Origin of the sequence: Agromyces mediolanus, assembly GCF_044917495.1 — a bacterium.
Lineage (GTDB): Bacteria > Actinomycetota > Actinomycetes > Actinomycetales > Microbacteriaceae > Agromyces > Agromyces mediolanus_B.
Genome location: NZ_JAVSSI010000004.1, coordinates 81,273 through 104,530, shown reverse-complemented (window position 1 = coordinate 104,530; position 23,258 = coordinate 81,273). Strand labels below are relative to the sequence as shown.

Below are 23,258 nucleotides of genomic sequence, written 5' to 3'. Positions count from 1 at the left end.
GCTCAACCCGGGTTCAGCAGGCGGCGACGGAGGCCGCGAACGCTGCGCCGAGGAAGGTGTGGCCGGCGGGCGACGTGAACGTCTGCTTCATCATCGGTCATCACTCCTCTCTGAAACTCGGCGGAAACGAACGGTCACGAACCTATCGGTGATCGCGGCGCCGGCGCAAGTGCCTGGCCGAAATCGCTCCGAATCCGGTGCGGAGACGCCGATGGCCCCGCCGGATCGGCGGGGCCATCGTGCGAGTGGTGCGCGTCGGACGGACGCGGGGGCTCAGGATGCCGCGGGGCCCTCGGGCTCCTCATCGGCCACCCAGAGCTCGTCGTCGGCGCGGAAGGTCTGCCACACGGCGTACGCGACGCCCGCGGCCACCACGACACCGGCGCCGATCGCGAGGATCGTGCCGACGCCAGGGCCCTTCTTCTGCTCGACGACCACGGCACGCGGGTTGACGCGCTCGAGGGCGCGCCGCACACGGGTGTCGTTGGCGATGTCGCCGACCGAGAGCAGCGAGCCGAGGAAGCTCCCCGCGGTGCGCTCGGCGGTCTCGCCCGCACGTCGTGCGACGACGCGCGCGGAGTCGAGTCCGGGGCGGACGTACGTCTGGTAGCCGTCTCGGACACGCGGAACGACCTCTTCGCGGGTCAGGTTGCCGAGTTGACGGCTGGCCTCACGGGCGACGGAATTCGCGTGCTCCAGCACGGCCTGCTGGTTCCCCCACAGTTCCTCCGCACTCCCCCGCAGCCGCTTGAGTTCCTTCCGGCGCTTGCGTGACAGGCTCATGTCGACCTCCATCGTTGTGCAGCGAACTCCTCCATCTTGCCACCGAACCGCCTGGAAACGAGGTGAGAGTCGTCAGGGGTTGCCACCGGATGCCTCTTCGTGCATGAGAGAATGGCCGACATGGCTGCTCTCCCCACCGCTGTTGCGACGATCACGACGAACCACGGCCCGATCGAGGTCGAGCTCTACGGCAACCACGCGCCGAAGACGGTGCGCAACTTCATCGGCCTCGCGACCGGCGAGCAGGAGTGGACCCACCCGGGCACCGGCCAGAAGCAGAGCGGCGTGCCGCTCTACGACGGCGTCGTGTTCCACCGCATCATCCCGGGCTTCATGATCCAGGGCGGCGACCCGCTCGGGCAGGGCATCGGCGGCCCCGGCTACCAGTTCGACGACGAGATCAACCCCGAGCTCGACTTCACCGAGCCCTACGTGCTCGCCATGGCGAACGCCGGCCCCGACCGCATCACCGGCGGCGGCACGAACGGCTCGCAGTTCTTCATCACCGTCGGCCCGACCACGTGGCTGCAGGGCAAGCACACCATCTTCGGCAAGGTGACCGACGCGGCGAGCCAGGCCGTCGTCGACAAGCTCGCCGCGGTGCCGACCGACGGTCGCGACAAGCCGCTCGACGACGTGGTGATCGAGTCGATCTCCATCGAGCAGCGCTGACCGCCTCGAGAATCCCGAGCATCGGGTGAGCGAGGGCGCGCCGTCCCGCGAGGACTTCTGCTATCGGCATCCCGATCGGCGGAGCTACGTGCTGTGCCAGCGCTGCGGCCGCACCGTGTGCGGCGAGTGCCAGACGCCGGCACCGGTCGGGGTCATCTGCCCCGAGTGCATGCGGGAGCAGCGCGCCCAGGCGCCGCGCACCAAGCCGGCCGCCTTCACCCGGATGCGGAGCGCCGCGGGCCGCGGCGCTCCCGTGGTCACCTACTCGATCATCGGGGTGACGCTCGTCGTCTACCTGCTGCAGTTCCTCACGGGCTCGCTGCTGACGAACCTCTTCGCGTTCACCCCGCAGGCCTTCGTGCTCTCGATCGAGCCGTGGCGGGCGCTCACGAGCCTCTTCCTGCACGGCTCGATCCTGCACGTGCTGCTGAACATGTACACGCTGTGGCTGTTCGGTCAGCTGCTGGAGTCGATGCTCGGCCGCTGGCGGTTCCTCGCGCTCTACCTGATCGCCGGGCTCGCCGGCTCGATCGGTGTCGTGGTGCTCGCCGACCCGTTCACCTGGGTGCTCGGCGCATCGGGGGCGATCTTCGGCCTCATGGGCGCTTTCGTCGTCATCCAGCGCAGGCTCGGCGGCAACCTGACCCAGCTCTACGTCCTGCTCGCGATCAACCTCGCGATCGGATTCCTCCCCGGCGCGAACATCTCCTGGCAGGCCCACCTCGGCGGCCTCGTCGGCGGTGCGCTCGTCGGCCTGATCTACCTCGAGACGCGCGACCGCTCCCGCAGGGGCATCCAGATCGGTCTGCTCGCCGGGCTCGTCGTCGCGCTCTTCGTGCTCGGCTTCCTCGTCGCGCGCTGGAAGATCGGCGCCTTCTGAGTTATCCACATCCGTCTCCACAGCTGGGGAGAATTACAGAGATGTGATTCGGCGGATGCCGCTCCAGAGGCGCGGAATCACGGGAATTCGCGGCAATCGAGGGTTATCCCCAGATTCCACAGCCTGCTGTGGAGAATGTGGATCACCCTGTGAAGAACTGTGGAGAACTGCTCCCGGCATACGAAACGGGGGCGGGCGCCGAAGCGCTCGCCCCCGTTCGGATGCGTCGGTCTGCCGGCGTCAGCGCCAGCGGGTGGTCATGAGGAAGCCGATGAAGGCGATGCCGAATCCGATCAAGATGTTCCACGGCCCGAGGTCGGCGATCGGCCAGGCGCCGCCGGAGACGTAGAAGACGATGATCCAGGCCAGTCCGAGCAGCATGAAGCCGAACATGACGGGCTTGAACCAGACCGGGTTCGGGGCCTCTTCGCCGCTCGGCTGCTCCGCGTTCGCGGGCTTCGGGGATTTCGCACGTGCCATGCCCGAGATTCTAGCCGAGGCCGGGCGTTCCTCCCATCCCGGCGTTCGCGCACTCGGGTGGAGCACAGCCCGGCGGCAGTAGACTCACGGGTATGTCCGAGCCCGCGCCGGTTGACGGTGGGCGCCGCGCCGCGCGTCGCCCGGCGAAGCCGCGCCCTCGGGTGAGCGTCGTCGGCGTCTTCGGCGAACTCCTCGTCACGGCGGGCGTGCTGATCCTGCTGTTCCTCGGCTGGCAGCTGTGGTGGAACGACGCGATCATGGCCGGGCAGCAGTCGCAGGCGGCATCCGGTCAGAGCTCCAAGTGGATCGAAGACGAGCGCGCGGCCCGCGGCGACACCCCGCCGCCCGATCCCGCCGACTACGGCGACCCGGTCGTCGACACGAACACCTACGGCAACGGCGAGCCGCTGGCCGTCATGTACGTGCCCCGCTTCAACACGCCGGGCACGGTGGACTCGGTGCGCACGGTCGCGCAGGGCTACGGGCTCGATGTGCTCAACAGCTTCGAGCTGGGCGTCGGCCACTACCCGGAGACGCAGATGCCGGGCGAGGTCGGCAACTTCGCGATCGCCGCGCACCGCAGCGCCTACGGCGGCGGCATGCACGAGATCGAGCAGCTGCAGCTCGGCGACGGCATCTTCATCCAGACGAAGGACGGCTGGTACACCTACCGGTTCCGCGACTTCGAGTACGTCACGCCCGACTCGGTCGACGTGCTCGCACCCGTGCCGCACCACCCCGATCTGAAGCCGAGCGACCGGCTGGTCACGCTGACGACCTGCAACCCGCTCTACTCGACCGCCGAGCGGCTCATCGCGTACGGGGTGCTCGAGTCCTGGCAGCCGCTGTCCGCCGGGCCGCCCGCCGAGATCGCGGCCGACGTCGCACGATGGGAGCAGTGACGTGTACGGAGCCCTCTGGCGCATCCTGCCCGGCCCCTGGTGGCTGCGCCTGCTGATCATGCTCGTGCTGGCCGCTGCGGCCGTCTACGCCCTCTTCACGTGGGTCTTCCCCTGGGTCGACCACATCCTGAACCCGATCAACGTCACGGTGGAGTAAATGTTCCGCGTCCTCGTCATCGACAACTACGACAGCTTCGTCTACACGCTGAACGGATACCTGCAGGAGCTCGGCGCCGAGACCGAGGTCGTCCGCAACGACGACATCGCCGTCGCCGACGTCCCCGCTCGGCTCGCCGAGTACGACGCCGTGCTCGTCTCGCCCGGACCGGGCAAGCCCGCCGATGCCGGCATCTCCATCCCGGCGGTGGAGGCGGCACTCGCGAGCGGGCAGCCCCTCCTCGGAGTCTGCCTCGGCCACCAGGCGATCGCGGAGGCCTTCGGCGGCGTCGTGACGAACGCCGAGGAGCTGATGCACGGCAAGACCTCGAACGTGCGGCACGACGACGACGACTTCTACGCCGGGGTCCCGCAGCCGTTCACGGCGACCCGCTACCACTCCCTCGCCATCGTCGACGGCACGTTGCCGCCCGAGCTCGTCGTCACGAGCCGCACCGACGGCGGGGTCATCATGGGGCTCCGCCACGAGAGCGCCCCGATCTACGGCGTGCAGTTCCACCCCGAGTCGGTGCTGACCGAGGGCGGCTACCGGATGCTCGGCAACTGGTTGGCCGCGGCCGGGCTCCCCGAGGCGCGCGAGCGGGCCGCAGGCCTGAACCCGCTGCTCAAGTAGCCGACGCGCAGCGGCGGATGCCGCGTCCGGTGCGCCCGGAGCCGCGTGCCCCGCTGCGCCTGCTCAGCCCGCGCAGTACGTCAGTTCGACTTCGGAGCCCTGCGGGACGTCGCCCGGCGCGAGCGACTGCTGCGTGACCGGCGAGCCGGACTCCGACGGGCAGTCCGGATCGGGCACCGGCACCGGCACCAGCTGGAGGTTCTGCGACTGCAGGAACGAGCTCGCCGCCTCGAGCGACTGGCCGGTGAGGTCGGTGAGCGTGACCTTGCCGCTCGAGATGCTGAACTTCACGGTGGTGCCGACCTCGACCTTCGTCTTGGCGGCGGGATCGGTCGACAGCACCGTGTTCTCGGCGACCGTCGGCGAGTTGTCGCGCGTCTCGCTGCCGGGGACGAGCCCGGCGTCGGTGAGCGCCTGTTTCGCCTGGTCGAGCGTCATGTTGGTGACGTCGGGCACCTCGACGGCATCGCGCCCGGTCGAGACGTACACCGTCACGACGGTGCCGTTCGCGACCGTCTCGCCGGCGGGCGGATCGGTGCTGATGACCTTCCCGGCCTCGACGGTCTCGTCGGTCTGGTCGATGCGGGTCGCCGGCAGCTTCAGATCCTTCAGCGCCGCCGAGGCTTCCTCGTAGGTCTGGCCGCTGAGATCGGGCACCCGCGCCACGTCGGAGGGCAGCTCCGTCGTGGGCTGCAGGTTCAGCGCCCAGTACATGACCGCGATCACGATCACGACGACGGCGACGATACCCGACCAGATCCACACCGCCGGTGGGCGCCGCTGGGTGCGCGCCATCGACTCGTCCTCGGTGAGCTGGCGGAGCGCGAGCTCCGAGCTCGACAGCGATCCGGTCGGCGCGTCGAAGAGCATCGCGGAGCCGTCGGGCTCGCGGTGCACGGGAACCCGGCCGGATGCCGCGGTCTCGACGTCGGCCCGGAACTCGGCCGCCGTCTGGTAGCGCTCGTCGCGGTTCTTCGCGAGGGCGTGCATGACGACGGTGTCGAGCGCCGGCGACACCTTCGGGTTGATCACGCTCGGCTTCACCGGGCGCTCGCTCACGTGCTGGTAGGCCACCGCGACCGGGGTGTCGCCCCGGAACGGCGGACGGCCGGTCAGCATCTCGAAGAGCACGACCCCCATCGAGTACAGGTCGGTGCGGGCGTCGACCGTCTCGCCCTTCGCCTGCTCGGGCGAGAAGTACGAGGCGGTGCCGAGGATGGCGGTCGTCTGCGCCACGGTCGTCGAGGAGTCGGACACCGCGCGCGCGATGCCGAAGTCCATCACCTTCACCTGACCGGCGGTGGTGATCATGATGTTGCCCGGCTTGATGTCGCGGTGCACGACCCCGGCGCGGTGCGAGTACTCGAGCGCGGTGAGGACGCCCTCGGCGACGCGGACCGCGGCCTGCGGCTCGAGCGGACCGTCGCTGATGACGTCCTTCAGGAGGCGCCCCTCGACGTATTCCATGACGATGAAGGGCAGCTGCACCTCATGGCCCGAGGGATCGACGACGGTCTCCTCGCCGGCGTCGAAGACGCGGACGATGGTGGGGTGGGCCATCCGGGCGGCGGACTGCGCCTCCTGGCGGAACCGCATGCGGAACGCCGGGTCGGTCGCGAGCTGCGGCTTCAGCAGCTTGATCGCGACCTGACGACCGAGCCGCGAATCCGTGCCGACGTGCACATCGGCCATGCCGCCGCGCCCGATGAGCGCGCCCACGCGGTAGCGACCCGCGAGAATGCGACCTTCATCGTTCACGTCGTGCAGTTCCTTTCCTCGTCGCGGGCTCGGGTGCGCCCGCGCTGGAGCTCGGCGGTGGTCCGCGTCAGTTGTCGGGGTTCTCGTTGCCGGGCAGCGGGGCGTCCTCGATCGTCACGGTGGCGGCGGGCGAGGACGGCGAGCTGAGCTGACCGCAGAAGTAGCTGTAGCTCACGTTGACCTGGCCGGTGGCGTCGGCGTTCGTCGCGATCGTGACCTGCCGCACATCGGCCGAGACGGGCGAGGGCTGCGACGCCGGGCCGTCGACCGTGATGCTGTAGCCGGAGAGCGTCTGACCCGAGGGGCAGCTCGCCGCCGGCCAGGAGACGGTGAACGACTGGCCCGCCTGGACCGAGGCCGGGTCGACCGCGGGCGCCGAACCGGGCGCTGAGGGCGTCTCGGGCTCGCCGTAATAGGTCAGCGTGATCGTCGTGCCGGGCTGCACAGGGCCGCTCGGGTTGACGTCGGACACGGTGTTCGCGAGACCGGGCTCGGTCGCCGGGCCGCCCTCGACGGCGTTGACCGGGAGGTCCATGCCCTCGATCTCGGCGCGCGCGGCGTCGATGTTCATGCCGATGAAGTGCGCCCGGTCGATCTGGATCGTCTGCGGGGCATCCGTCGTCGGCGGCGGCGTCGAACTCGGCGGCGCGCTCGACGTCGGCGGCTTGCTCGAGGTGGACGGGGCGGCCTTGCCGCCGCCGTTCAGGAGCAGCGCGACGACGGTGCCGATCAGCACGATCGCGAGGATCGCGATCAGGATGATCAGCGGCCAGGTCCACTTGCTGCGCTTCTTCTTGCCGTCCTCGGCCTCGGCCTCGGCCGTGCCATCGGCCCCGAGCGCCGCTCCCGCGGCCGCACCGGCGCCCGCGGCGAGCACGGTCGTCGCGGCGGTGGGAGCGCCCTGCTGCGGCAGCAGCAGCGTCGCGGCGGTGCCGTCGCCGGTGCCGAGCACGGCGGGGACCGCCGCGGCCGCCGCCTGCACGTCGCCGCGGCGGAGCGCGGTCGCGGCCCGGGCGAGGTGCGCGGCCGACTGCGGACGGTCGGCGGGGTTCTTCGCGATGCACGCGTAGACGAGGTTGCGCACCGGCTCGGAGACCGTCACCGGCAGCTCCGGCGGCGTCTCATTGATCTGGGCCATCGCGATGGCGACCTGCGACTCGCCCGTGAAGGGGCGGCGGCCGGCGAGGCACTCGTACGCGACGATGCCGAGCGAGTAGATGTCGGTCGTCGGCGACGCCGGGTGGCCGGAGGCCTGCTCGGGCGAGAGGTACTGGACCGTGCCCATGACCTGCCCGGTCGCGGTGAGGGGCACCTGGTCGGCGATGCGCGCGATGCCGAAGTCGGTGATCTTGACGCGGCCGTCGGGGGTGATCAGCAGGTTGCCGGGCTTGATGTCGCGGTGCACGAGGCCCGCGGCGTGCGCGGCCTGGAGCGCGGCGGCGGTCTGCGCGACGATGTCGAGCACCTTGTCGGTGGAGAGCACGTGCTCCCGCTCGAGGATCGTCGAGAGCGCCTCGCCCGGCACGAGCTCCATGACGAGGTAGGCGCTGCCGTCCTCCTCGCCGTAGTCGAAGACGTTGGCGATGCCCTCGTGGTTCACGAGCGCGGCGTGCCGGGCCTCGGCGCGGAAGCGCTCGAGGAAGCCGGGGTCGCCGAGGTACTCGTCCTTCAGGATCTTCAGGGCGACCTGTCGGCCGATGACGAGGTCGGTGGCTTGCCACACCTCGCCCATGCCGCCGATCGCAATGCGCGACTGCAGTTCGTAGCGCCCACCGAAGGTGAGCCCTGCGCTCGGTCTCATTTGCTCAGCACCGCCTCTAGTACCTGTTTCGCCACCGGTGCGGCAATCCCGTTGCCGAACCCCTCTTGCCCTTGTCCCCCGCCGTCTTCCACCAGGACCGTGATCGCGTACTGGGGGGCGTCGGCCGGGGCAAAACCGGTGAACCAGAGAGTGTACGGGTCACTCTCGCCGTTCTCCGCGGTGCCCGTCTTCCCAGCCACGCTGACGCCGTCTATTCTTGCATTACTCGCGGCGCCGTTCTCGACGCCGTTCACCATCATCTGCACCATGGTGTCGGCCGTCTCCTTGCTGATCGCACGGCCGAATTCGCTCTTCTGGAACTCCTGCAGCGGAGCGAAGTCCGGGGCGGTGATCTGGTCGACCAGCGTCGGGTTCATCACGATGCCCCCGTTCGCGATCGCGGCGGACACCATGGCCATCTGCAGCGGGGTGGCCCGGACGTCGCCCTGGCCGAAGGCGGTGAGCGCCGTCTGCGGCTCGTCGAGCACGCTCGGGTAGGTGCTCGCCGCGGTCGCCGTCGGGATGTCGAACTCGGTGTCGAAGCCGAACTTCTCGGCCTGCTCCCGGATGGCGTCGTCGCCGAGCGCCATGCCGAGCTCGGCGAACGGGATGTTGCAGGAGAGCCGCAGCGCGTCGGCGAGCGTCACCTGGGCGCCGCCGCCGCACGTGCCGCCGTCGGTGTTGCGGACGACGGAGTCCGTGCCGGGCAGGGTGAGCGACGCCGGGTTCGGGAACGTGCTGTCGGGCGTGTACTTGCCCGACTCGAGCGCGGCCGCGGTGACGACGAGCTTGAACACCGAGCCGGGCGGGTTCATGTCGCCGCCGGTGGCGCGGTTGTACAGCGGGTCGGCGGGGTCGTCGACGAGCCCCTGGTAGGTCTCCTGCACCTGCGCGCTGTCGTGCACGGCGAGGGTGTTCGGGTCGTACGTCGGCTTCGTCACCATCGCGATGATGCGCCCGGTCGAGGGCTCCGTGACGATGACCGCACCGGTGTAGTCGCCGAGCGCGTCCCAGGCGGCCTGCTGCGCGACGGGGTCGATCGCGACCTCGACGGAGGCGCCCATGGGGTCCTGCCCCGAGATCAGGCGGTTCAGCTGGTCGAAGAACTGGGTCGACGACTGGCCGCTCAGGAACGAGTTCAGCGATCGCTCGAGGCCGGTCGCCTCGCCGTTCACCGGCAGGAAGCCCGTGATCGGCGCGTAGAGCGGGCCGTTCGCGTAGACGCGCTGGAACTTGTAGTCGTCGCCGGAGGGCTGCGAGTAGGCGATCGGCTCGCCGCCGACGAGGATCGGCCCGCGCTCCACCGAGTAGCTCTCGTAGAGGGTGCGCGAGTTCCGCGGGTCGTCCGCGAGGTTCTGCGCCTGCACGTACTGCACGATCGTCGAGGCGACGAAGAGCGACAGGAACATGACGAAGACGAGGATCGTGATGCGCTTCAGTTCGCGGTTCATCCGTCGATCACCAGCCTCGGATGGTTGCGGACCGTGTCGGAGAGCCGCAGCAGGAGCGCCACGATGATCCAGTTCGCGACGAGCGAGGATCCGCCGGCCGCGAGGAACGGGGTCGTGAGGCCGGTGAGCGGGATGACGCGCATGACGCCGCCGACGACGATGAACACCTGCAGCGCCACGACGAAGGAGAGGCCGACGCCGAGCAGCTTGCCGAAGTCGTCCTGGCCGGCGAAGCCGATGCGGAAGCCGCGCGACACGAAGAGCAGGTAGAGCGCGAGGATGGCGAAGATGCCGGCGAGGCCGAGCTCCTCGCCGAGGCTCGCGATGATGTAGTCCGACTGCGGCACGGGGGTGATGTCGGGACGGCCCTGGCCCCAGCCGGTGCCGATGAGGCCGCCGTTCGAGAGGCCGAAGAGCCCCTGCACGAGCTGATAGCTGCCGCCGACCTCCGCCTCGTAGCGGGCCGGGTCGAACGGGTTCAGCCAGTTCGCGAAGCGGTTGCCGACGTACTCGAGCACCTGGCTCGCGATGAGGGCGCCCGCGAGGAACAGCGAGAGGCCGAGCACGATCCACGACAGGCGGCCGGTCGCGACGTAGAGCATGACGAGGAAGAGGCCGAAGTAGAGCAGCGCGGTGCCGAGGTCGCGCTGGAACACGATGACCGCCATCGAGAGCGCCCAGACGACGAGCAGCGGGCCGAGGTCGCGGGCGCGCGGGAAGCGCATGCCGAGGAAGCTCCGGCCGACCATCGAGAGGGAGTCGCGGTTGCGCACGAGATAGCCGGCGAAGAACACGGCGAGGGCGATCTTCGCGATCTCGCCCGGCTGGAAGTTCATGACGCCGGCGATGGAGATCCAGACCTGGGCGCCGTCGTGGTCGTCGCCGAGCCCCGGCACGAGCGGGAGCAGCAGCAGCACGATCGCGACGAGCCCCGACAGGTACGTGTACTTGAACAGCACCCGGTGGTTCCGGATGACGAGGATCGTGGCGATCGCGCAGACGATCGCGATCGCGCTCCACACGATCTGGCGCACGGCGGCGCTGTCCCAGCCGGTGTCGCCCTCCGCGATGTCGATGCGGTAGATCATGGCGATGCCGATGCCGTTCAGCAGGGTCGCGATCGGCAGGAGGAACGGGTCGGCGTCGCGGGCGACGAAGCGCATCGCGATGTGCAGTGCGAGCACGAGCACCGAGAGCCCCACGCCGAGCAGGATCAGCTGGGTGTCGATGGTGCCGAGCGCGCCGAGCTGCACGAGCACGATCGCGCCGCCGTTGATGGCGCAGGCGAAGATGAGGAGCGCGAGCTCCAGGTTGCGCAGCTTCTGGGGCAGCCGGATGCGGCGGATGCCGGAGGGCGGCGTCGGGTCGCCCGCGGCGCGGGCGGAGCGGCGGGTGGCGCCCCTCGACGAGCTCGGGGAACCAGACGAGCTCGGGGACCCGAGGGGCGAGGCGATCGGCTCAGTCAAGCGACGCCTCCAATCGCTGCACGATGCGGGAGGCCTCGGAGTAGGAGTCCGCGCTGATGGTCTGCTCCACCCGCTGCTGGTCGTAGGTGCGGAGCTCGGAGACGTCGATCGTCGTCTCGGTGTGCAGCTCGTGCAGCGAGATCGGTCCGAGGTTCTGCTGGATGCCCTGGTAGATGGCGACCCGCCCGTTGTGCTCGCCGACGTAGAACCGCGTCTGCGTCCACTGGTAGCCGATGACGAAGGCCGCGACGATCGCGCCGATGAGGAGCACGATCCAGGCGCCCCAGACGATGCGCCGTCGGCGCCGGCGGCGCTCGTCCTCCTCGATCAGCTCGTCGAAGTAGTCGACCGAGTCGGGTTCGAAGTGCGTCTCCTGCACCGGGTGCGGGCGGAAGGGCGCGAGCCGGATGCCGCGCGGGCGCGGGGGCTCGGGCGTCTTGAAGGCGAGCGGGGCGGCGGCGGAGCCCACCATGACGCCCGGCGTCTCGGGCGCCGGCGGCTCGCCGATGTCGACGACGATCACGGTGACGTTGTCGGGGGCGCCGCCGTCGAGGGAGGCCTTGACGAGCCGTTCGGCGACGGGCTTCGCGCTCTGGTCGGCCGCGAGGAAGTCGTGGATCTCCTCGAAGGAGACGACGCCCGAGAGGCCGTCGGAGCAGAGCATCCAGCGGTCGCCCGGCCGGGTCTCGAGCACCATCGTGTCGATCTCGGGGGAGGCCTCGACGTCGCCGAGCACGCGCATGAGCACCGAGCGGCGGGGATGCACCATCGCCTCCTCGGCGGTGATGCGGCCGGCGTCGACGAGCCGCTGCACGAAGGTGTGGTCGATCGTGACCTGGTTCAGCTCGCCCGATCGGAGGAGGTAGATGCGCGAGTCGCCGATGTGCGCGATGACGACCCGGTCGCCGGTCAGCATCATGGCGCTCACGGTCGTGCCCATGCCGGTGAGTTCGGAGTGCTCCGCGACCGTCTCCGCGAGGCGGCGGTTGGCCGCGATGAGCGAGCCCTCGAGGACCGCGGCGGCCTCGGTGGGGTCGTCGAACGCGCGGTCCACCTCGGCGATGCGATGCGTCGCGATCGCGCTCGCGACGTCGCCGCCGGCGTGGCCGCCCATGCCGTCGGCCACGAAGAAGAGATGGTTGCCCTCGAAGCCGGAGTCCTGGTTGTTGCTCCGGACCCGGCCGACGTGTGAGACCGCCGCGCTCGCCTTGACGTGCGTCATGGGCTACCGCCGGAGCTCGAACGTCGTCGCGCCGACCTTGACCGGGACTCCGAGCGGGATCGGGGTCGGCACGCTCACCCGGGAGCCGTCGAGGAAGGTGCCGTTCGTGGAGTCGAGGTCCTGGATCATCCACCGGTCGTTCCACAGCATGAGCCGCGCGTGGTGGGTCGAGGTGTAGTCGTCGCGGATGATGATCGCCGAGTCGGCGGAGCGTCCGATCGTGATCTCGTCGCGGCCGAGCGGGAACTCGGCGCCCGACTTCGGGCCGGAGGTGATGATGAGCCGGCTCGCGTTCTGCGCCGAGGCGATCTCGCCGCTCGGGGGCGCCGCCGCGGGCGCGGCGGGCGCCGGCGTGCGCGTGCCGCCGCCGGGCGTGATCGGGGAGCTCGGGAATCCGGACGCCGACGGGGCCGCCGCCTGCGCGGCATCCGGCTGGAGCTTCCGGACGCGCTGCCCGAACAGATCGCTGCGCAGGGCGTAGACCACGGCGAACACGAACACCCACATCAGCAGCAGGAAGCCGATCTGGAGGACGAGGAGGGTGAGTTGACTCATTCGGCCGGCCCCCAGAACCCGTTCATGTCGTGGCGCTCGGTCGCCGGTTCGCGGCGCGGCGCGGCCGCGGCCTGAGCGAGGACGCGGAACACGATGCGGGTGCGCCCGATGGTGATCACGGAGTCCGGCTCCAGCACGGAGTCGGAGACCGGGGCGCCGTCGAGCTGGGTGCCGTTGGTCGAGCCGAGGTCGCGCACGCGGGCGCGCGAGCCGTCCCACTGCACCTCGGCGTGGCGGCGGGAGGCGCCGGTGTCGCCGAGGGCGATGTCGGCCTCGCTGCCGCGGCCGAGCACCGTGCGGCCCTTGATGATGGGGTAGCGCTTGCCGTCGACGTCGAGCACGGGGGTCCAGGCGACCTGGCCCTTCACGTTCTGCGAGTCGACCTGCACCATGCCGACGCTCAACTGCTCGTCGGGCTGGAGCTCGATCGTGATGCCGCCGGCGAACTGGAAGCGCTGGCTCGCGGCGTGCTTCTGCACGAGATCGACGAGTTCGTCGGTGAGCGCGGGGCCGAGGCGGGACATCCGGTCGTAGTCCTCCGGCGCCATCCGCACGGTGAACGTGTTCGGCACCAGGACGCGGTCGCGCGAGACGACGGCGGCCTTCGTGTCGATCTCGCGCTTCAGGGCCGAGGTGATCTCGACCGGCTGGAGTCCGGAACGGAAGGTCTTCGCGAACGCGCCGTTGACGGCGCGCTCGAGACCCTTCTCGAAGTTGTCCAGTAGGCCCACAGGTCTCCCGATTCCGGTGTCTGACTTCGCGTCATGTTAGCGCGAGCGGCTGAAAATGCTGGGTGATCAGTCCAGAGGGATGGTCGCATCCCCCTCGTCGACGTCGAGCGAGAGGGTCGGCACCGAGGCGGTGAGCAGGGTTCCGTCGGCCCGCCGGGCCCCTTCCACGTCGCGCATCGTGGGGCGTCCGAGGATGCGCGGACCCTGCCCGTCGAGCGGCACGCGCACCTCGTCATCCGCCGTCACGACGACCGCGGCGCCGCGCACCTGGACCTCGACGCGCTCACCGGTCTCGAGCGCGAAGCGGATCTCCTCGGGCTGCACCGTGACGCGCATCCGCGCGCCGTGCAGCGTGATGCGGAAGGTGAGCTCGTCCCAGCCGTCGGGCAGCCGCGGATCGAAGCCGTACTTGCCCTTGTGGTCGCGGAAGCCGCCGAAGCCGAACGCCAGCGCGCTCCACACCCCGCCGGTGGAGGCGACGTGCACGCCGTCGGCGGCGTTGTGATGCAGATCGGCGAGGTCGACGAACAGCGCGGAACGGAAGTACCGCAGCGCGAGCTCGTGATAGCCGACCTCCGCCGCCATGATCGACTGCACGACCGCCGACAGGGTCGAGTCGCCCGTCGTCAGCGGGTCGTAGTACTCGAAGTCGGCGAGCTTCTGCTCGCTCGTGAAGCGGTCGCCCTGCAGGAAGAGGGCGAGCACGACATCGGCCTGCTTCAGCACCTGGAAGCGGTAGATGACGAGCGGGTGGTAGTGCAGGAGGAGCGGGCGCAGCTGCTCGGGCGTCTGCTCGAGGTCCCACAGCTCCTTGTCGAGGAACGCGGCGTCCTGCGGGTGCACGCCGAGCTTCGCGTCGAAGGGGATGTGCATGTGCGCCGCGGCGCGACGCCAACCCGCGACCTCCGCGGGCGTCACGCCGAGCCGCTCGACGAGCTTGTGGTACTCGAGCGGATGCTTCACCTGGAGCTGATCGACGGCGCTCGCCGCGTCCTCGAGGTTCGCCCTGGCCATCACGTTCGTGTACAGGTTGTCGTTCACGACCGTCGTGTACTCGTCGGGGCCCGTCACGCCGTGGATGTGGAACACGTCGTCGGCGTTGTGCCGCCAGAAGCCGAGGTCCTCCCACATCCGCGCCGTCTCGACGAGGATGTCGATGGCGCCGCGGGCGAGGAAGTCCTCGTCGCCGGTGGCCTGCACGTAGTGCATCAGCGCGTAGGAGATGTCGGCGTCGATGTGGTACTGCGCCGTGCCCGCCGCGTAGTAGGCGCTCGACTCGAGCCCGTTGATCGTGCGCCACGGGAAGAGGGCCCCCTGCTGGTTCAGCTCGAGGGCGCGGGCCCGGGCGGCCGGCAGCATCTTCGCGCGGAAGCGCATGACGTTCCGGGCGACGATCGGCGCCGTATAGGTGAGGAACGGCATGACGTAGATCTCTGAGTCCCAGAAGTAGTGCCCGCCGTAGCCGGAGCCGGACACGCCCTTCGCCGCCACGCCGCCGCCGTCGGTGCGGGCGGAGGCCTGGGCGAGCTGGAACAGGTTCCACCGGATCGCCTGCTGCAGGAGCGGCTGCCCGGCGACCTCGACGTCGGAGCGGATCCAGTAGTCGTCGAGCCAGTCGCGCTGCTGCGTGAACAGCTCCGCGACCCCGAGCTCGAGCGCGCGGTCGAGCGTGCGATCGGCGCGGTCGCCGAGCTCACGGGCCGGCACGGAGCGCGCCGAGTGGTAGCTCACGAGCTTCGTCACCCGGATCGGATGCCCCTGCTTCGCCTGCACCCGGTAGGTGTGCTTCGCGAGGTCGTCGGCGATCGTGCCGGTCTCGGTGTACGGGTTGTCGGTCGCGATGGCGTGCTCCGCGCCGACCGCGAGGGTCATCCCGGAGTTCGTCGTCTGGTAGCCGAGCAGGTAGCGGTCGCCGTCCTGGCGGCTGACCCGCGGCTGGAGGACGCGCTCGGTGAAGGTCTCCGCCTTGCGGGGGTCGAAGGCGCCGGGTGCCTCGGTCACGCCGGAGCGGTACTCGTCGCGGCCGTCCTGGCGGTTCAGGATGTGGCTCGTGATCGTGACGGCCGCGTCGGCGTCGAGCAGCTCGACCTCGTAGTCGAGCACGGCGAGGTGGCGGTCGACGAAGCTCGTCATCCGCCGGCTGGTGATCAGCACGCGCTTGCCCGCGGGGGTGCGCCACTCGATGGAACGGCTGAGCACGCCCGTGCGGAAGTCGAGGCGGCGCTCGTAGGCGAGGATCTCCGCCTCCGTGATGACGAGCGGCTCGTCGTCGACGTAGAGGCGGATGATCTTCGCGTCGGGCGCGTTCACGATCGTCTGCCCGACGCGCGCGAAGCCGAACGCCTCCTCGGCGTGCCGGATCGGCCACGTCTCGTGGAAGCCGTTCACGAAGGTGCCGTGGGCGTAGCCGTCGCGGCCCTCCTCGATGTTGCCGCGGAGGCCGAGGTAGCCGTTGCCGACGGCGAAGAGGGTCTCGGTGCGCCCCTGGTCGTCGGCCTGGAAATCGGTCTCGACCAGCGCCCACTCGTCGAGCGGGAACCGGGTGCGGTTCAGCGGGTCGGTGTCGGCGAACCTCATGCGGTGCTCTCTCGAGTGGGGTGGTCGGGGGACGGCGGTGCGGTGCGGCGGAGCGCCGGGACGAGCTCGTCGAGCTCGTCGACGACGACGTCGGCACCGAGCCGCAGCAGCGTATCGCGTCCGACGCCGCGGTCGACCCCGACGACGAGGCCGAAGTCGCCGGCCGCGCCGGCCTGGACGCCGGACTCGGCGTCCTCCACGACCGCGCAGACCGTCGGCGCCACGCCGAGGAGCTCGGCCGCGCGGGTGTAGGTGTCGGGCGCGGGCTTGCCGGGCAGGTGCTCGGCCGCCGCGTAGCCGCCGTCGACGACGACCTCGAAGCGATCGGCGAGGCCGGCGGCGCGCAGCACCTCGGGGGCGTTCTTCGAGCTCGACACGACCGCGGCGAGGCATCCGGCCGCGTCGATCGCGTCGAGGAAGGCGACGCTCGCCGGATAGGGGGAGACGCCCTCCTCGGCGAGGGTGTCGGTGAAGACGGCGTTCTTGCGGTTGCCGAGGCCGTGCACCGTGTCGGCGCTCGGCGGGTCGGCAGGCTCGCCCTCGGGGACGCGGATGCCGCGGCTCGCGAGCAGGCTGCGGACGCCGTCGTAGCGGGGCTTGCCGTCGATGTAGGCGAAGTAGTCGCCCTCGGTGTACGGCGCCGCACCGTGTTCGGCGAGGTAGGGGGTGAAGAGGCGCGCCCAGGCGTGCATGTGCACCACCGCGGTGGGCGTCAGCACTCCGTCGAGGTCGAAGAGCCACGCGCGGATGGGGGAGAGGTCGAGGGAGGGGTCGACGGTGGTCACGCCGGTCCTTTCGTCACGTCGTCGTCGTCACGTCGGTCTGGGCGTCTGCACCCGGGACGATGCTATGCCCGGAGGTGCGGGGCCCGCGAGGGGAGGGGCGGACGCTCAGCGGGTTCGGAGGCGCGTGCGGGTGCGTGCGGGTGCGGTGGTCGGGTGTGCGGTGGGTCGGGTGTGCGGTGGGGCGAGTCTGCGAGTCGCACGACAGGTCGGGCGGCGCGCCGGTGCGGCCCGGCGCGCCGCGAGGTTCGTCGTGCAACTCGCGGATGCGGGGCGGGTGGATGCCGGGGGCGGCGGCCGGGTGGGGCCGAATGGAGTTCGGGCGGGTGAAGTGTTAGTCTCGATCGGCTGGCACGCGAGTGCCCGCATGCGCAAGTGGCGGAATAGGCAGACGCGCACGGTTCAGGTCCGTGTGCCCGAAAGGGCGTGGGGGTTCAACTCCCCCCTTGCGCACCACGGGTTGATCGCGAAACTCGAAGAATCGGTTTGCGAAAATCAACCGCATGAAGAAGGCCCCGGGAGACCGGGGCCTTCTTCGTTCTGGGTTGCTCGCGTCGAGGCGGTTTCACCTTGGTTGTTCGATGTGCGGGTCGGTGCCTTCGGCTTCCATCGACCAGGCGCGGATGCTGGTGCGGCGCTTTCGGCGGATGCGTCGGGTCTCGGCGACGTGGTTGCCTTCGCGGCGGAGTTGCTCCTCTTCGAGGAAGCCGATGATCTTGCGGATGTTCGCGCTGGCGACGAGGACGGTCGTGAGGAGGTACTGCGCGGCGTACCCGTGCAGGCGCCTGCGGGTCGCGTCGGCGAGTGCTTCGCGGGCTCCGTCCTTGATGTAGCCGTTGAACCCTTCGATGGTGTTCCGCCCTGTGGCGTACCACGTCTGCCATTCGTCGGTGCCGTGGGCGAGGGGTTGGGCGAGTTTCGCGCCGGCTTCGGGTGGGAAGCTGACCGATGCCTTGTTCACGCAGATGCGGTCCGGCTGCTTCGGGGGCTTCCCGATGGTGACGCTCACCTTCGCGCCGCGGGTGGCACTCGGTTTGAGCGGGCAGGCCGCGGTGGCCCGCGATCCGGCCGCGGGGCACATGAGTGGGGTGTGCCCGTCGCTGTCGGGCTTCTCCTTGCGCCTGAGCCGGTAGTCGCTTCGCTTGCTGAGTCGCGCCTGCCAGGTGGCGTCGTCGATGCGTCCCTGGCGGTGGTCGAGGGTGGCGTCGATGAGCGGTTTCGGCATTGACGGGCAGTACCAGTTCCCGTCGACGAGGAGGGCGCCGGCGTACTGGCCCTGGATGCCGAGCTGGTCGATGCGGTAGTCGTGGATGGGTTCGTACCCGAGTTCGCGCATCGGTAGCTGGAAGCTGTCGGCTTTGCTGCCGGGGAAGTAGAGCCGGTCGCCGATGACGTACCCGGCCGGGTGGCCGCGGCTGATGATGGAGCGGAACGCCCCGAGTGCGCTGGCGGCCGGTGAGTGGGCCGGCTTGTGGAACGCGATGCCGAGCACGAGGAGTGGGAAGTCGGCAGGTCGGGTCGGGTCGTTCGTCGTCTGGATGAGCAGTTCCGCTTCCCAACCCCAGACGCGTTTCGCGTTGAGGCGGCGGTTGGTGCCGGCCGTGGTTTCGTCGCGGAGGTCGGGCTCGCGGTAATACATGCCGGCACCAGGTTCGGCGGAGAGCCGGTTGCTGATCTTCGAGCTGCGGTGGCGGCCGAACGCGGCGACCGGGGTCGCGTCGACGGTGATGTTGCCCGCCCACTTGCGGTGCTCGGTCGGAACCAGTTGATAGGTGGCTTCGAGGATGTGGTTGGCGAGCCAGTCGAGTCGCCTCTGCTTCTCCTGCATCTCGTCCGGGTCGCGGGATTCGACGATGGCGTCGTACTCCTCGGGGGTCAGTCGACGGCGACGAGCCGAGGGGAGGGGTTCGGGGTCGATGGTCGCGATGATGTTCTCGAGCGTGCGCCAGAGGCGGTAGTACAGCTGGTCGAGCGTGCCGCCGGTCACGAGTTCGTACTTGCGTCGGCTCTTCTTCGTGAGCCGGTGGTCGAGGACTGCGGCCATCTCGGTGACGTGCATCGGGGAGTGCTCCAGGGCGAGCAGGAACAGCAGGATGAGCACGGTCCGCACCGGCATCTTGGACGGCCGCCCACCCTTGCGGCGGGCCTGCTTGTCTTCGTCCCGCCAGGCTTCGAGCTGCTCGACGAGCCGGCTGTTGTCGATGAACTTGGCGACGAACTTGACCCGGCTTCCGGGGATGACGCCTTTCCGGTGAAGGGTGCGGGCGTGGTCGCTGTCGATGAGGGTGGCGAGCGCTTCCGTGTTCATCGGCTCGCCTCCGCCCCTCGGAGCAGGGGCCCGCTCTCGTGTGAGGGTCGTTCGGGGACGTGGTCGAGGTGGCGTGCGAGGTTGCCGGGGGTCACGCCGGCTGCTCGGATGATGACGTCGACGGGTACGCCGCGCCTCAGCTGGGTGACGAACCAGGTGACTCGGAGCCGCTTGACGCCGGGCTTGCCTTCGTCGCCGCTGGTGCGTTCGACGAACATCGCGGGGGCCCGGCCTTCCCGGTAGGTGAGGTTCGAGTCGAAGAGGCGCTCGGTTGTGCACTCCTCGATGGCTTGATCGAGCAGGTCTTCCCATTCCGCGAGGATGGGAACGAAGCGCGCGCCGCCCTCGACGAGCATGCCGGGGCATCCGTCCTTGACGGCGTAGTCGCCGGGTTTCGCGTGTCGCACCTCGGCGGGCGAGAACCCGCATCCGGCGCCGAGGGCGAGGAGTACCGTCGCGTTCTTCCGCTGCCAGTGGCTGGACTGCCCGGCCGCCCAGCTGCGGAACCGGGCGAGTTCCTCGTCGGTGTATGGCGCGAGTCCGTTGGAGATTTGGCGGCGGTGGTCGTCGATCCGCGGACGGGTGCCGTTGAGACCGGTGATGGCTTCGACGAGCAGGCGGCGCCGCCTCGCCATGAGGTTGTCGTTCTCGCCGTGGTCAGCGGCGAGGTAGTCGAGGAGGGTCGTCTCCGTGAAGACCTCCTCTTCGGTGGGTTCGAGTCCCGCGGTCTGCCAGCACCAGTGGACGTAGTGTGTGAGGGTGCCGACGAGGCGTGCCGCCTTCTCGGGCGAATGCGGCGCGACTTCTCGAGCAACCTGCAGGACGAGGCCGCGGATGGCAGCCCAGTGGTTGTCGGGGAGATGGGGCCGGTAGTTGCTGAGGTAGCGTTCGACGGGGTTCATGCCCCTTCTGTGCGCAGTCTGAATCCCCAGCACGGCCGAAACGGCCCGTTTCAGGCACTTCTGATGCTGACCCGGCGCGCATGGTGCCGAGAAGCAGCACAAATTTCGGTAGATTCTTGCAGCATGGGTGCTCCGCGGTTCATTCCTCGCGACTTCACGTCGAGTCCCCACCTGTTCGGCCGGGCAGAGGTGGAGTGGCCGCCGGTGGAGGGCCGGGAGCGGGTGATGGAACGCGAGTGCGCCAGACTGCAGCACGCGTTCTCGCTCGCTGTCCGGGATGGCTTGCGGGAGAAGCAGACCAGCCTTCGGCGGTATGCGAGAGACCTCGGGCTGGACTACGGCAGGCTCGGCCGGATCATGCGGGGTGAGATCCCGATGAAGCTCGAAGACGTGATGCTCGCCTCGCGGCACTTCCCGTTCCGGCTGCAGTTGCAGCGGCATCAGCCGAACCCTTGAAGCTCCGCATGTCGGAAGGCGAATCGAGCTCGGGTCGCGTCGGTGGCCGGGACGTAGGCGAGGAAGCGGGTGAGCGCCTCCAGTGATGCGACGCCTGCGGCGTCGAGGAGCGCCTGCGGGGGAGTGCCCGCGGTGAGTAGGGTGACGAGCCAGGTGGCGCGGAGCCTCGGCGACTGCGGTTTCAACCCGATTCCGTCGCTGCGCGCGACGAAGTTCGTGACGATGTTCGGGTAGAACTTCCCGTGCGTGGGCCGGAACAACGGGCGCCCGCTGAGTGCCTGTGACCTGGTCTCCAGCAGGAGTTCCTCCCAGGACTGGAGCAGCGGGACGGTCCGCTCCCGCTCGCCGCGCACCTGCACGAGCACGCCTTCGTCGTCCTCGATGACATCTTCGGGCAGGACTGCGGCAAGCTCCCGCGCCGCGAGCCCAGCACCGGCCCCCAGGCTGATGAGCGTTGCCGCGCTCTGGCGTGCCGCGGCCGTGGGTTGCCCGGCTGCCCAAGAACGGAACGAGGTGAGCTGTGCGGTGGTGTACGGCGCGGAGGGTTCCGCCGGCGGGAGTGGTGCAAGTCGCTGTCGCACGGCCGGCAGCAGCGCCTCGGCGACGCGGAGCAGCTGGGACCTGACGTTGCCGCGACTGGCCGCGGAGAGCCCCCGCACCTGCATGCAGCTCTCGTCGATGACCGGGGTGCTGAGCAGGGTCTCCCGGTCGAGGGGCAGGCCGGCGGTCTGCCAGCACCACAGGGTGTGACGGCTGACCGTCCGCATGAGTTGCTCGTCGCTGTACGGGGTCCTGCCGTCGGTGTCGCGCACGACGTCCCGTACGAACGCGCCGATGCGGGTCCAGTAGTCGGTTGGGATGCTCGGGGTGAAGGAGTCGATGCGGTCTCGCGTCATTGAAGGTCACCACCTGCGGGGATCCGGTTTGCCATGGCCGATCCATGCGCGGTTGCGCGTACCCGGCCAAGTGGGTATTAAAATACGCAGGTGTGTCGGCGATGGCAAGCATCGTTTCCGATTCGCATCCATCCGGCCGCGATTTTCGGTTGACACCGCCACGGTTTGGTTATTAAAATACCCACATGTGTGGAGCCGCCCGCAGTAGGGCGAGGTGCCCGCTGGCCAGATCGCGGTGCTCTACGCTCGGATCATGGCCAGGCCACCTCGACCGTCCCCGCGCGAACTCGCGCCCGGGTGGCCAACCGTGGAGGCGGTAGACCCTGTTGGTGAGGTCGCACGCCGCTTCGCACAGAACGTCGCCGCCGCAATCGGTGAACGCAGCGTGCGCGCCGTCGCCAAAGAGATCGGCGTCGACCACACCACTATCCTCAGCCTCCTCGCCGGGCGCGCGTGGCCCGACCTCGCCACCATCGCGAAGCTCGAGCTCGGCTTGGGTGTCGACCTCTGGCCTGGACGAGCTCGCGACTGAGCGAGCGGTCGCCGTCGCCGGCGACTGGCACGGGGATGTGCGGTGGGTGCAGCGTGCCGTCCCCGCGTTCGCCCGCCAGCATCCAGACGTGCGAACCGTGCTCCACGTCGGCGACCTCGGCGTCTCCGGCCGAGAGCGACCGCCGGGTTTCCTCGGCACCGTCGACTACTGGCTCGGACGAAGCGGCATCGACCGTCTCCTCCTGACGCCGGGCAATCACGACGATTGGGCGTGGCTGGACGCAGAATTCGCGTCTTCCCCCGGTCGCGCTGTCCTGATGAGTGAACGCGTGTGGGCGCTGCCGCGCGGGCTGCGGTTCGAGATCGGCGGCCGCTCGTTCCTGTCATTCGGCGGCGCGGCATCGATGGACTACGCGTCGCGGACCCCCGGGAAGTCCTGGTGGGCTCAGGAAGCGCCGACGGCACTCGAAGCTGAGTACGCCGCGGCTGGTGGGCCGGTCGACGTCCTGCTGACGCACGACATGGTGAACGGGGGCACTCGTGCAGCCGACGAACAGCTCAGCCGAGGGCGATGGAGCCCCGAAGCGCACGAGTACTCACAGGTGGTGCGCGCCGCGGTTACCTTCGTCTGGGAGTCGGTACGACCGCGAGTGCTCGCGCATGGGCACATGCATGTCATGGGGGAACGGGAGCTCCAGGACGGCCGCCGCGTCTACTCGCTGGGCTGCGAGTGGATGCGCGGGAACCTCGGCGTGCTCGACCTCCGCGACATGGACTGGGAGTGGGTACGACTGCCTGAACTCGAGCGGGACCGGCATGACGAATGACGAGGTGAGGCGCCGAGCCGGCCGGGAGTGGACTCGCGTCGTCGGGCCCTACTACTCGCGCGCCACACTCCTGCGCGACCTCGCGCTCACGCCTACCCAACTCGACGAACTCATCAACCACCGTGAGATCCTTCGTCTTGAGCGCGGTGACCTTGAGTTCTTTCCCGCCTTCCAGTTCGCACACGACGGGACCCTGCTGCCAGACCTGAAACAGGTGCTGCTGGCGTTGAACCCAGACCATGATCCGGACATCGACTGGAGCGTCACGCGCTGGCTGTGCGAACGTCGACCGGAGTTCGATGGCGCGAATGCCGTCGAACTGCTCTGGGAGCGGCGGTTGCTCGACGTTCTTCGAGGCGGGCACCGTCCCGACGATTCCGCTCCAGAACTCGACCTCGGGTCCATCGCATCGACATCCTCACGACGAACGCGTCGCCGCGACACGCGACAGCCCGGCAACGGCGGGAAGTTCGCGACCCGCTCACGTTCGCAGCCCGAAATCGACCTGAGCTGAGCCGGACTCCCGC

General features: G+C 69.7%; 23 protein-coding genes and 1 tRNA gene. 10 read left to right on the top strand and 14 right to left on the bottom strand.

Translation table 11 applies throughout. From position 1 onward, the window contains the following. Nucleotides 1–273 precede the first annotated feature (273 nt). A complete protein-coding gene (locus tag ROT00_RS07610; RefSeq protein WP_404773701.1) occupies nt 274–783 on the bottom strand; it encodes a DNA helicase in 510 nt (169 codons plus the stop codon). A 120-nt stretch (nt 784–903) separates the two neighbouring features. Here ROT00_RS07610 and ROT00_RS07605 point away from each other — a divergent pair, with 120 nt between their 5' ends. Continuing rightward, the gene (locus ROT00_RS07605; protein WP_243569926.1) at nt 904–1,455 is read left to right on the top strand and encodes a peptidylprolyl isomerase; all 552 of its coding nucleotides are present in this window, start codon (nt 904–906) and stop codon (nt 1,453–1,455) included. A gap of 25 nt (nt 1,456–1,480) precedes the next feature. Next, entirely contained in the window at nt 1,481–2,335 is an 855-nt protein-coding gene (locus tag ROT00_RS07600) for a rhomboid family intramembrane serine protease (protein ID WP_404773699.1), read from the top strand. A 240-nt stretch (nt 2,336–2,575) separates the two neighbouring features. Here the strand turns inward: ROT00_RS07600 and ROT00_RS07595 are convergent, their stop codons facing one another. Continuing rightward, nucleotides 2,576–2,815: a cell division protein CrgA gene (locus ROT00_RS07595; protein ID WP_189083957.1), complete on the bottom strand. Its 240-nt coding sequence runs from the start codon at nt 2,813–2,815 to the stop codon at nt 2,576–2,578. A 92-nt stretch (nt 2,816–2,907) separates the two neighbouring features. Here ROT00_RS07595 and ROT00_RS07590 point away from each other — a divergent pair, with 92 nt between their 5' ends. Genes ROT00_RS07590 through ROT00_RS07580 form a run of 3 tightly spaced genes read left to right on the top strand, consistent with a single transcriptional unit; the run spans nt 2,908 to nt 4,507 of the window. After that, entirely contained in the window at nt 2,908–3,717 is an 810-nt protein-coding gene (locus tag ROT00_RS07590) for a class E sortase (RefSeq protein WP_404773697.1), read from the top strand. A 1-nt stretch (nt 3,718) separates the two neighbouring features. Then, nucleotides 3,719–3,874, top strand: coding sequence for a hypothetical protein (locus tag ROT00_RS07585; RefSeq protein WP_189083956.1), 156 nt, complete (start codon nt 3,719–3,721; stop codon nt 3,872–3,874). After that, on the top strand, nt 3,875–4,507 hold the full coding sequence (locus ROT00_RS07580; RefSeq protein ID WP_404773696.1) for an anthranilate synthase component II: 633 nt from the start codon (nt 3,875–3,877) through the stop codon (nt 4,505–4,507). A 63-nt stretch (nt 4,508–4,570) separates the two neighbouring features. Here ROT00_RS07580 and pknB read toward each other — a convergent pair whose 3' ends face one another. The 9 genes from pknB to ROT00_RS07535 all read right to left on the bottom strand — a co-directional run bounded on the left by pknB (nt 4,571) and on the right by ROT00_RS07535 (nt 16,853). Further along, a complete protein-coding gene (pknB, locus tag ROT00_RS07575) occupies nt 4,571–6,265 on the bottom strand; it encodes a Stk1 family PASTA domain-containing Ser/Thr kinase (RefSeq protein WP_404773695.1) in 1,695 nt (564 codons plus the stop codon). 67 nt (nt 6,266–6,332) lie between these two features. Then, entirely contained in the window at nt 6,333–8,066 is a 1,734-nt protein-coding gene (locus ROT00_RS07570) for a serine/threonine-protein kinase (RefSeq protein WP_404773693.1), read from the bottom strand. Next, on the bottom strand, nt 8,063–9,517 hold the full coding sequence (locus ROT00_RS07565; protein ID WP_404773691.1) for a peptidoglycan D,D-transpeptidase FtsI family protein: 1,455 nt from the start codon (nt 9,515–9,517) through the stop codon (nt 8,063–8,065). Before ROT00_RS07565 ends, ROT00_RS07570 begins: the two co-directional genes overlap by 4 nt. Beyond that, on the bottom strand, nt 9,514–10,983 hold the full coding sequence (locus ROT00_RS07560; RefSeq protein ID WP_404773689.1) for an FtsW/RodA/SpoVE family cell cycle protein: 1,470 nt from the start codon (nt 10,981–10,983) through the stop codon (nt 9,514–9,516). The genes ROT00_RS07565 and ROT00_RS07560 overlap by 4 nt, the downstream gene beginning before the upstream one ends. Next, nucleotides 10,976–12,205, bottom strand: a complete 1,230-nt coding sequence (locus ROT00_RS07555; RefSeq protein ID WP_404773688.1) for a PP2C family protein-serine/threonine phosphatase — start codon at nt 12,203–12,205, stop codon at nt 10,976–10,978. Before ROT00_RS07555 ends, ROT00_RS07560 begins: the two co-directional genes overlap by 8 nt. 3 nt (nt 12,206–12,208) lie before the next feature. After that, nucleotides 12,209–12,760 (bottom strand): FHA domain-containing protein FhaB/FipA, encoded by a 552-nt coding sequence (locus ROT00_RS07550; RefSeq protein WP_404773686.1) that lies wholly within the window; start codon nt 12,758–12,760, stop codon nt 12,209–12,211. Continuing rightward, the gene (locus tag ROT00_RS07545; RefSeq protein WP_404773684.1) at nt 12,757–13,491 is read right to left on the bottom strand and encodes an FhaA domain-containing protein; all 735 of its coding nucleotides are present in this window, start codon (nt 13,489–13,491) and stop codon (nt 12,757–12,759) included. Before ROT00_RS07545 ends, ROT00_RS07550 begins: the two co-directional genes overlap by 4 nt. Nucleotides 13,492–13,557: 66 nt before the next feature. Continuing rightward, complete coding sequence (locus ROT00_RS07540) at nt 13,558–16,068, bottom strand: glycoside hydrolase family 65 protein (protein ID WP_404773683.1); 2,511 nt, start codon at nt 16,066–16,068, stop codon at nt 13,558–13,560. After that, nucleotides 16,065–16,853, bottom strand: coding sequence for an HAD family hydrolase (locus ROT00_RS07535; protein ID WP_404773681.1), 789 nt, complete (start codon nt 16,851–16,853; stop codon nt 16,065–16,067). Before ROT00_RS07535 ends, ROT00_RS07540 begins: the two co-directional genes overlap by 4 nt. Before the next feature lie 366 nt (nt 16,854–17,219). On the opposite strand from ROT00_RS07535, the gene ROT00_RS07530 reads away from it, so the two are divergent. Then, nucleotides 17,220–17,306: transfer RNA gene (locus ROT00_RS07530), tRNA-Leu, on the top strand. A gap of 109 nt (nt 17,307–17,415) precedes the next feature. Here ROT00_RS07530 and ROT00_RS07525 read toward each other — a convergent pair. Both ROT00_RS07525 and ROT00_RS07520 read right to left on the bottom strand, forming a co-directional pair. After that, the gene (locus ROT00_RS07525) at nt 17,416–19,158 is read right to left on the bottom strand and encodes a hypothetical protein (RefSeq protein WP_404773680.1); all 1,743 of its coding nucleotides are present in this window, start codon (nt 19,156–19,158) and stop codon (nt 17,416–17,418) included. Continuing rightward, nucleotides 19,155–20,060, bottom strand: coding sequence for a hypothetical protein (locus ROT00_RS07520; RefSeq protein WP_404773678.1), 906 nt, complete (start codon nt 20,058–20,060; stop codon nt 19,155–19,157). The genes ROT00_RS07525 and ROT00_RS07520 overlap by 4 nt, the downstream gene beginning before the upstream one ends. A 123-nt stretch (nt 20,061–20,183) precedes the next feature. On the opposite strand from ROT00_RS07520, the gene ROT00_RS07515 reads away from it, so the two are divergent. After that, nucleotides 20,184–20,516 carry a hypothetical protein gene (locus ROT00_RS07515; protein ID WP_404773676.1) on the top strand — a complete coding sequence of 111 codons (333 nt, stop codon included), beginning with the start codon at nt 20,184–20,186 and terminating at the stop codon, nt 20,514–20,516. Here ROT00_RS07515 and ROT00_RS07510 read toward each other — a convergent pair. Then, nucleotides 20,501–21,328 (bottom strand): hypothetical protein, encoded by an 828-nt coding sequence (locus ROT00_RS07510; RefSeq protein WP_404773674.1) that lies wholly within the window; start codon nt 21,326–21,328, stop codon nt 20,501–20,503. The two genes, ROT00_RS07515 and ROT00_RS07510, sit on opposite strands and share 16 nt — an antisense overlap. A 337-nt stretch (nt 21,329–21,665) precedes the next feature. Between ROT00_RS07510 and ROT00_RS07505 the strand changes: the two genes are divergently transcribed. The 3 genes from ROT00_RS07505 to ROT00_RS07495 are packed head-to-tail and all read left to right on the top strand — an operon-like array spanning nt 21,666 to nt 23,245. Beyond that, nucleotides 21,666–21,944, top strand: coding sequence for a helix-turn-helix domain-containing protein (locus ROT00_RS07505; protein ID WP_404773673.1), 279 nt, complete (start codon nt 21,666–21,668; stop codon nt 21,942–21,944). Then, nucleotides 21,910–22,731 carry a metallophosphoesterase family protein gene (locus ROT00_RS07500; RefSeq protein ID WP_404773671.1) on the top strand — a complete coding sequence of 274 codons (822 nt, stop codon included), beginning with the start codon at nt 21,910–21,912 and terminating at the stop codon, nt 22,729–22,731. Before ROT00_RS07505 ends, ROT00_RS07500 begins: the two co-directional genes overlap by 35 nt. Next, nucleotides 22,721–23,245, top strand: coding sequence for a hypothetical protein (locus ROT00_RS07495; protein WP_404773670.1), 525 nt, complete (start codon nt 22,721–22,723; stop codon nt 23,243–23,245). The genes ROT00_RS07500 and ROT00_RS07495 overlap by 11 nt, the downstream gene beginning before the upstream one ends. The last annotated feature ends 13 nt before the right edge of the window (nt 23,246–23,258 follow it).

Excerpts from the sequence above, each read along its gene's own strand:
- ROT00_RS07555 (WP_404773688.1), bottom strand. The coding sequence starts at position 12,205 with ATGACGCACGTCAAGGCGAGCGCGGCGGTCTCACACGTCGGCCGGGTC.
- ROT00_RS07595 (WP_189083957.1), bottom strand. The coding sequence starts at position 2,815 with ATGGCACGTGCGAAATCCCCGAAGCCCGCGAACGCGGAGCAGCCGAGC.
- ROT00_RS07550 (WP_404773686.1), bottom strand. The coding sequence starts at position 12,760 with ATGAGTCAACTCACCCTCCTCGTCCTCCAGATCGGCTTCCTGCTGCTG.
- ROT00_RS07525 (WP_404773680.1), bottom strand. The coding sequence starts at position 19,158 with ATGAACACGGAAGCGCTCGCCACCCTCATCGACAGCGACCACGCCCGC.
- ROT00_RS07610 (WP_404773701.1), bottom strand. The coding sequence starts at position 783 with ATGAGCCTGTCACGCAAGCGCCGGAAGGAACTCAAGCGGCTGCGGGGG.
- ROT00_RS07515 (WP_404773676.1), top strand. The coding sequence starts at position 20,184 with ATGGGTGCTCCGCGGTTCATTCCTCGCGACTTCACGTCGAGTCCCCAC.
- ROT00_RS07580 (WP_404773696.1), top strand. The coding sequence starts at position 3,875 with ATGTTCCGCGTCCTCGTCATCGACAACTACGACAGCTTCGTCTACACG.
- ROT00_RS07590 (WP_404773697.1), top strand. The coding sequence starts at position 2,908 with ATGTCCGAGCCCGCGCCGGTTGACGGTGGGCGCCGCGCCGCGCGTCGC.
- ROT00_RS07540 (WP_404773683.1), bottom strand. The coding sequence starts at position 16,068 with ATGAGGTTCGCCGACACCGACCCGCTGAACCGCACCCGGTTCCCGCTC.
- ROT00_RS07520 (WP_404773678.1), bottom strand. The coding sequence starts at position 20,060 with ATGAACCCCGTCGAACGCTACCTCAGCAACTACCGGCCCCATCTCCCC.
- ROT00_RS07505 (WP_404773673.1), top strand. The coding sequence starts at position 21,666 with ATGGCCAGGCCACCTCGACCGTCCCCGCGCGAACTCGCGCCCGGGTGG.
- ROT00_RS07565 (WP_404773691.1), bottom strand. The coding sequence starts at position 9,517 with ATGAACCGCGAACTGAAGCGCATCACGATCCTCGTCTTCGTCATGTTC.
- ROT00_RS07570 (WP_404773693.1), bottom strand. The coding sequence starts at position 8,066 with ATGAGACCGAGCGCAGGGCTCACCTTCGGTGGGCGCTACGAACTGCAG.
- ROT00_RS07605 (WP_243569926.1), top strand. The coding sequence starts at position 904 with ATGGCTGCTCTCCCCACCGCTGTTGCGACGATCACGACGAACCACGGC.
- ROT00_RS07495 (WP_404773670.1), top strand. The coding sequence starts at position 22,721 with ATGACGAATGACGAGGTGAGGCGCCGAGCCGGCCGGGAGTGGACTCGC.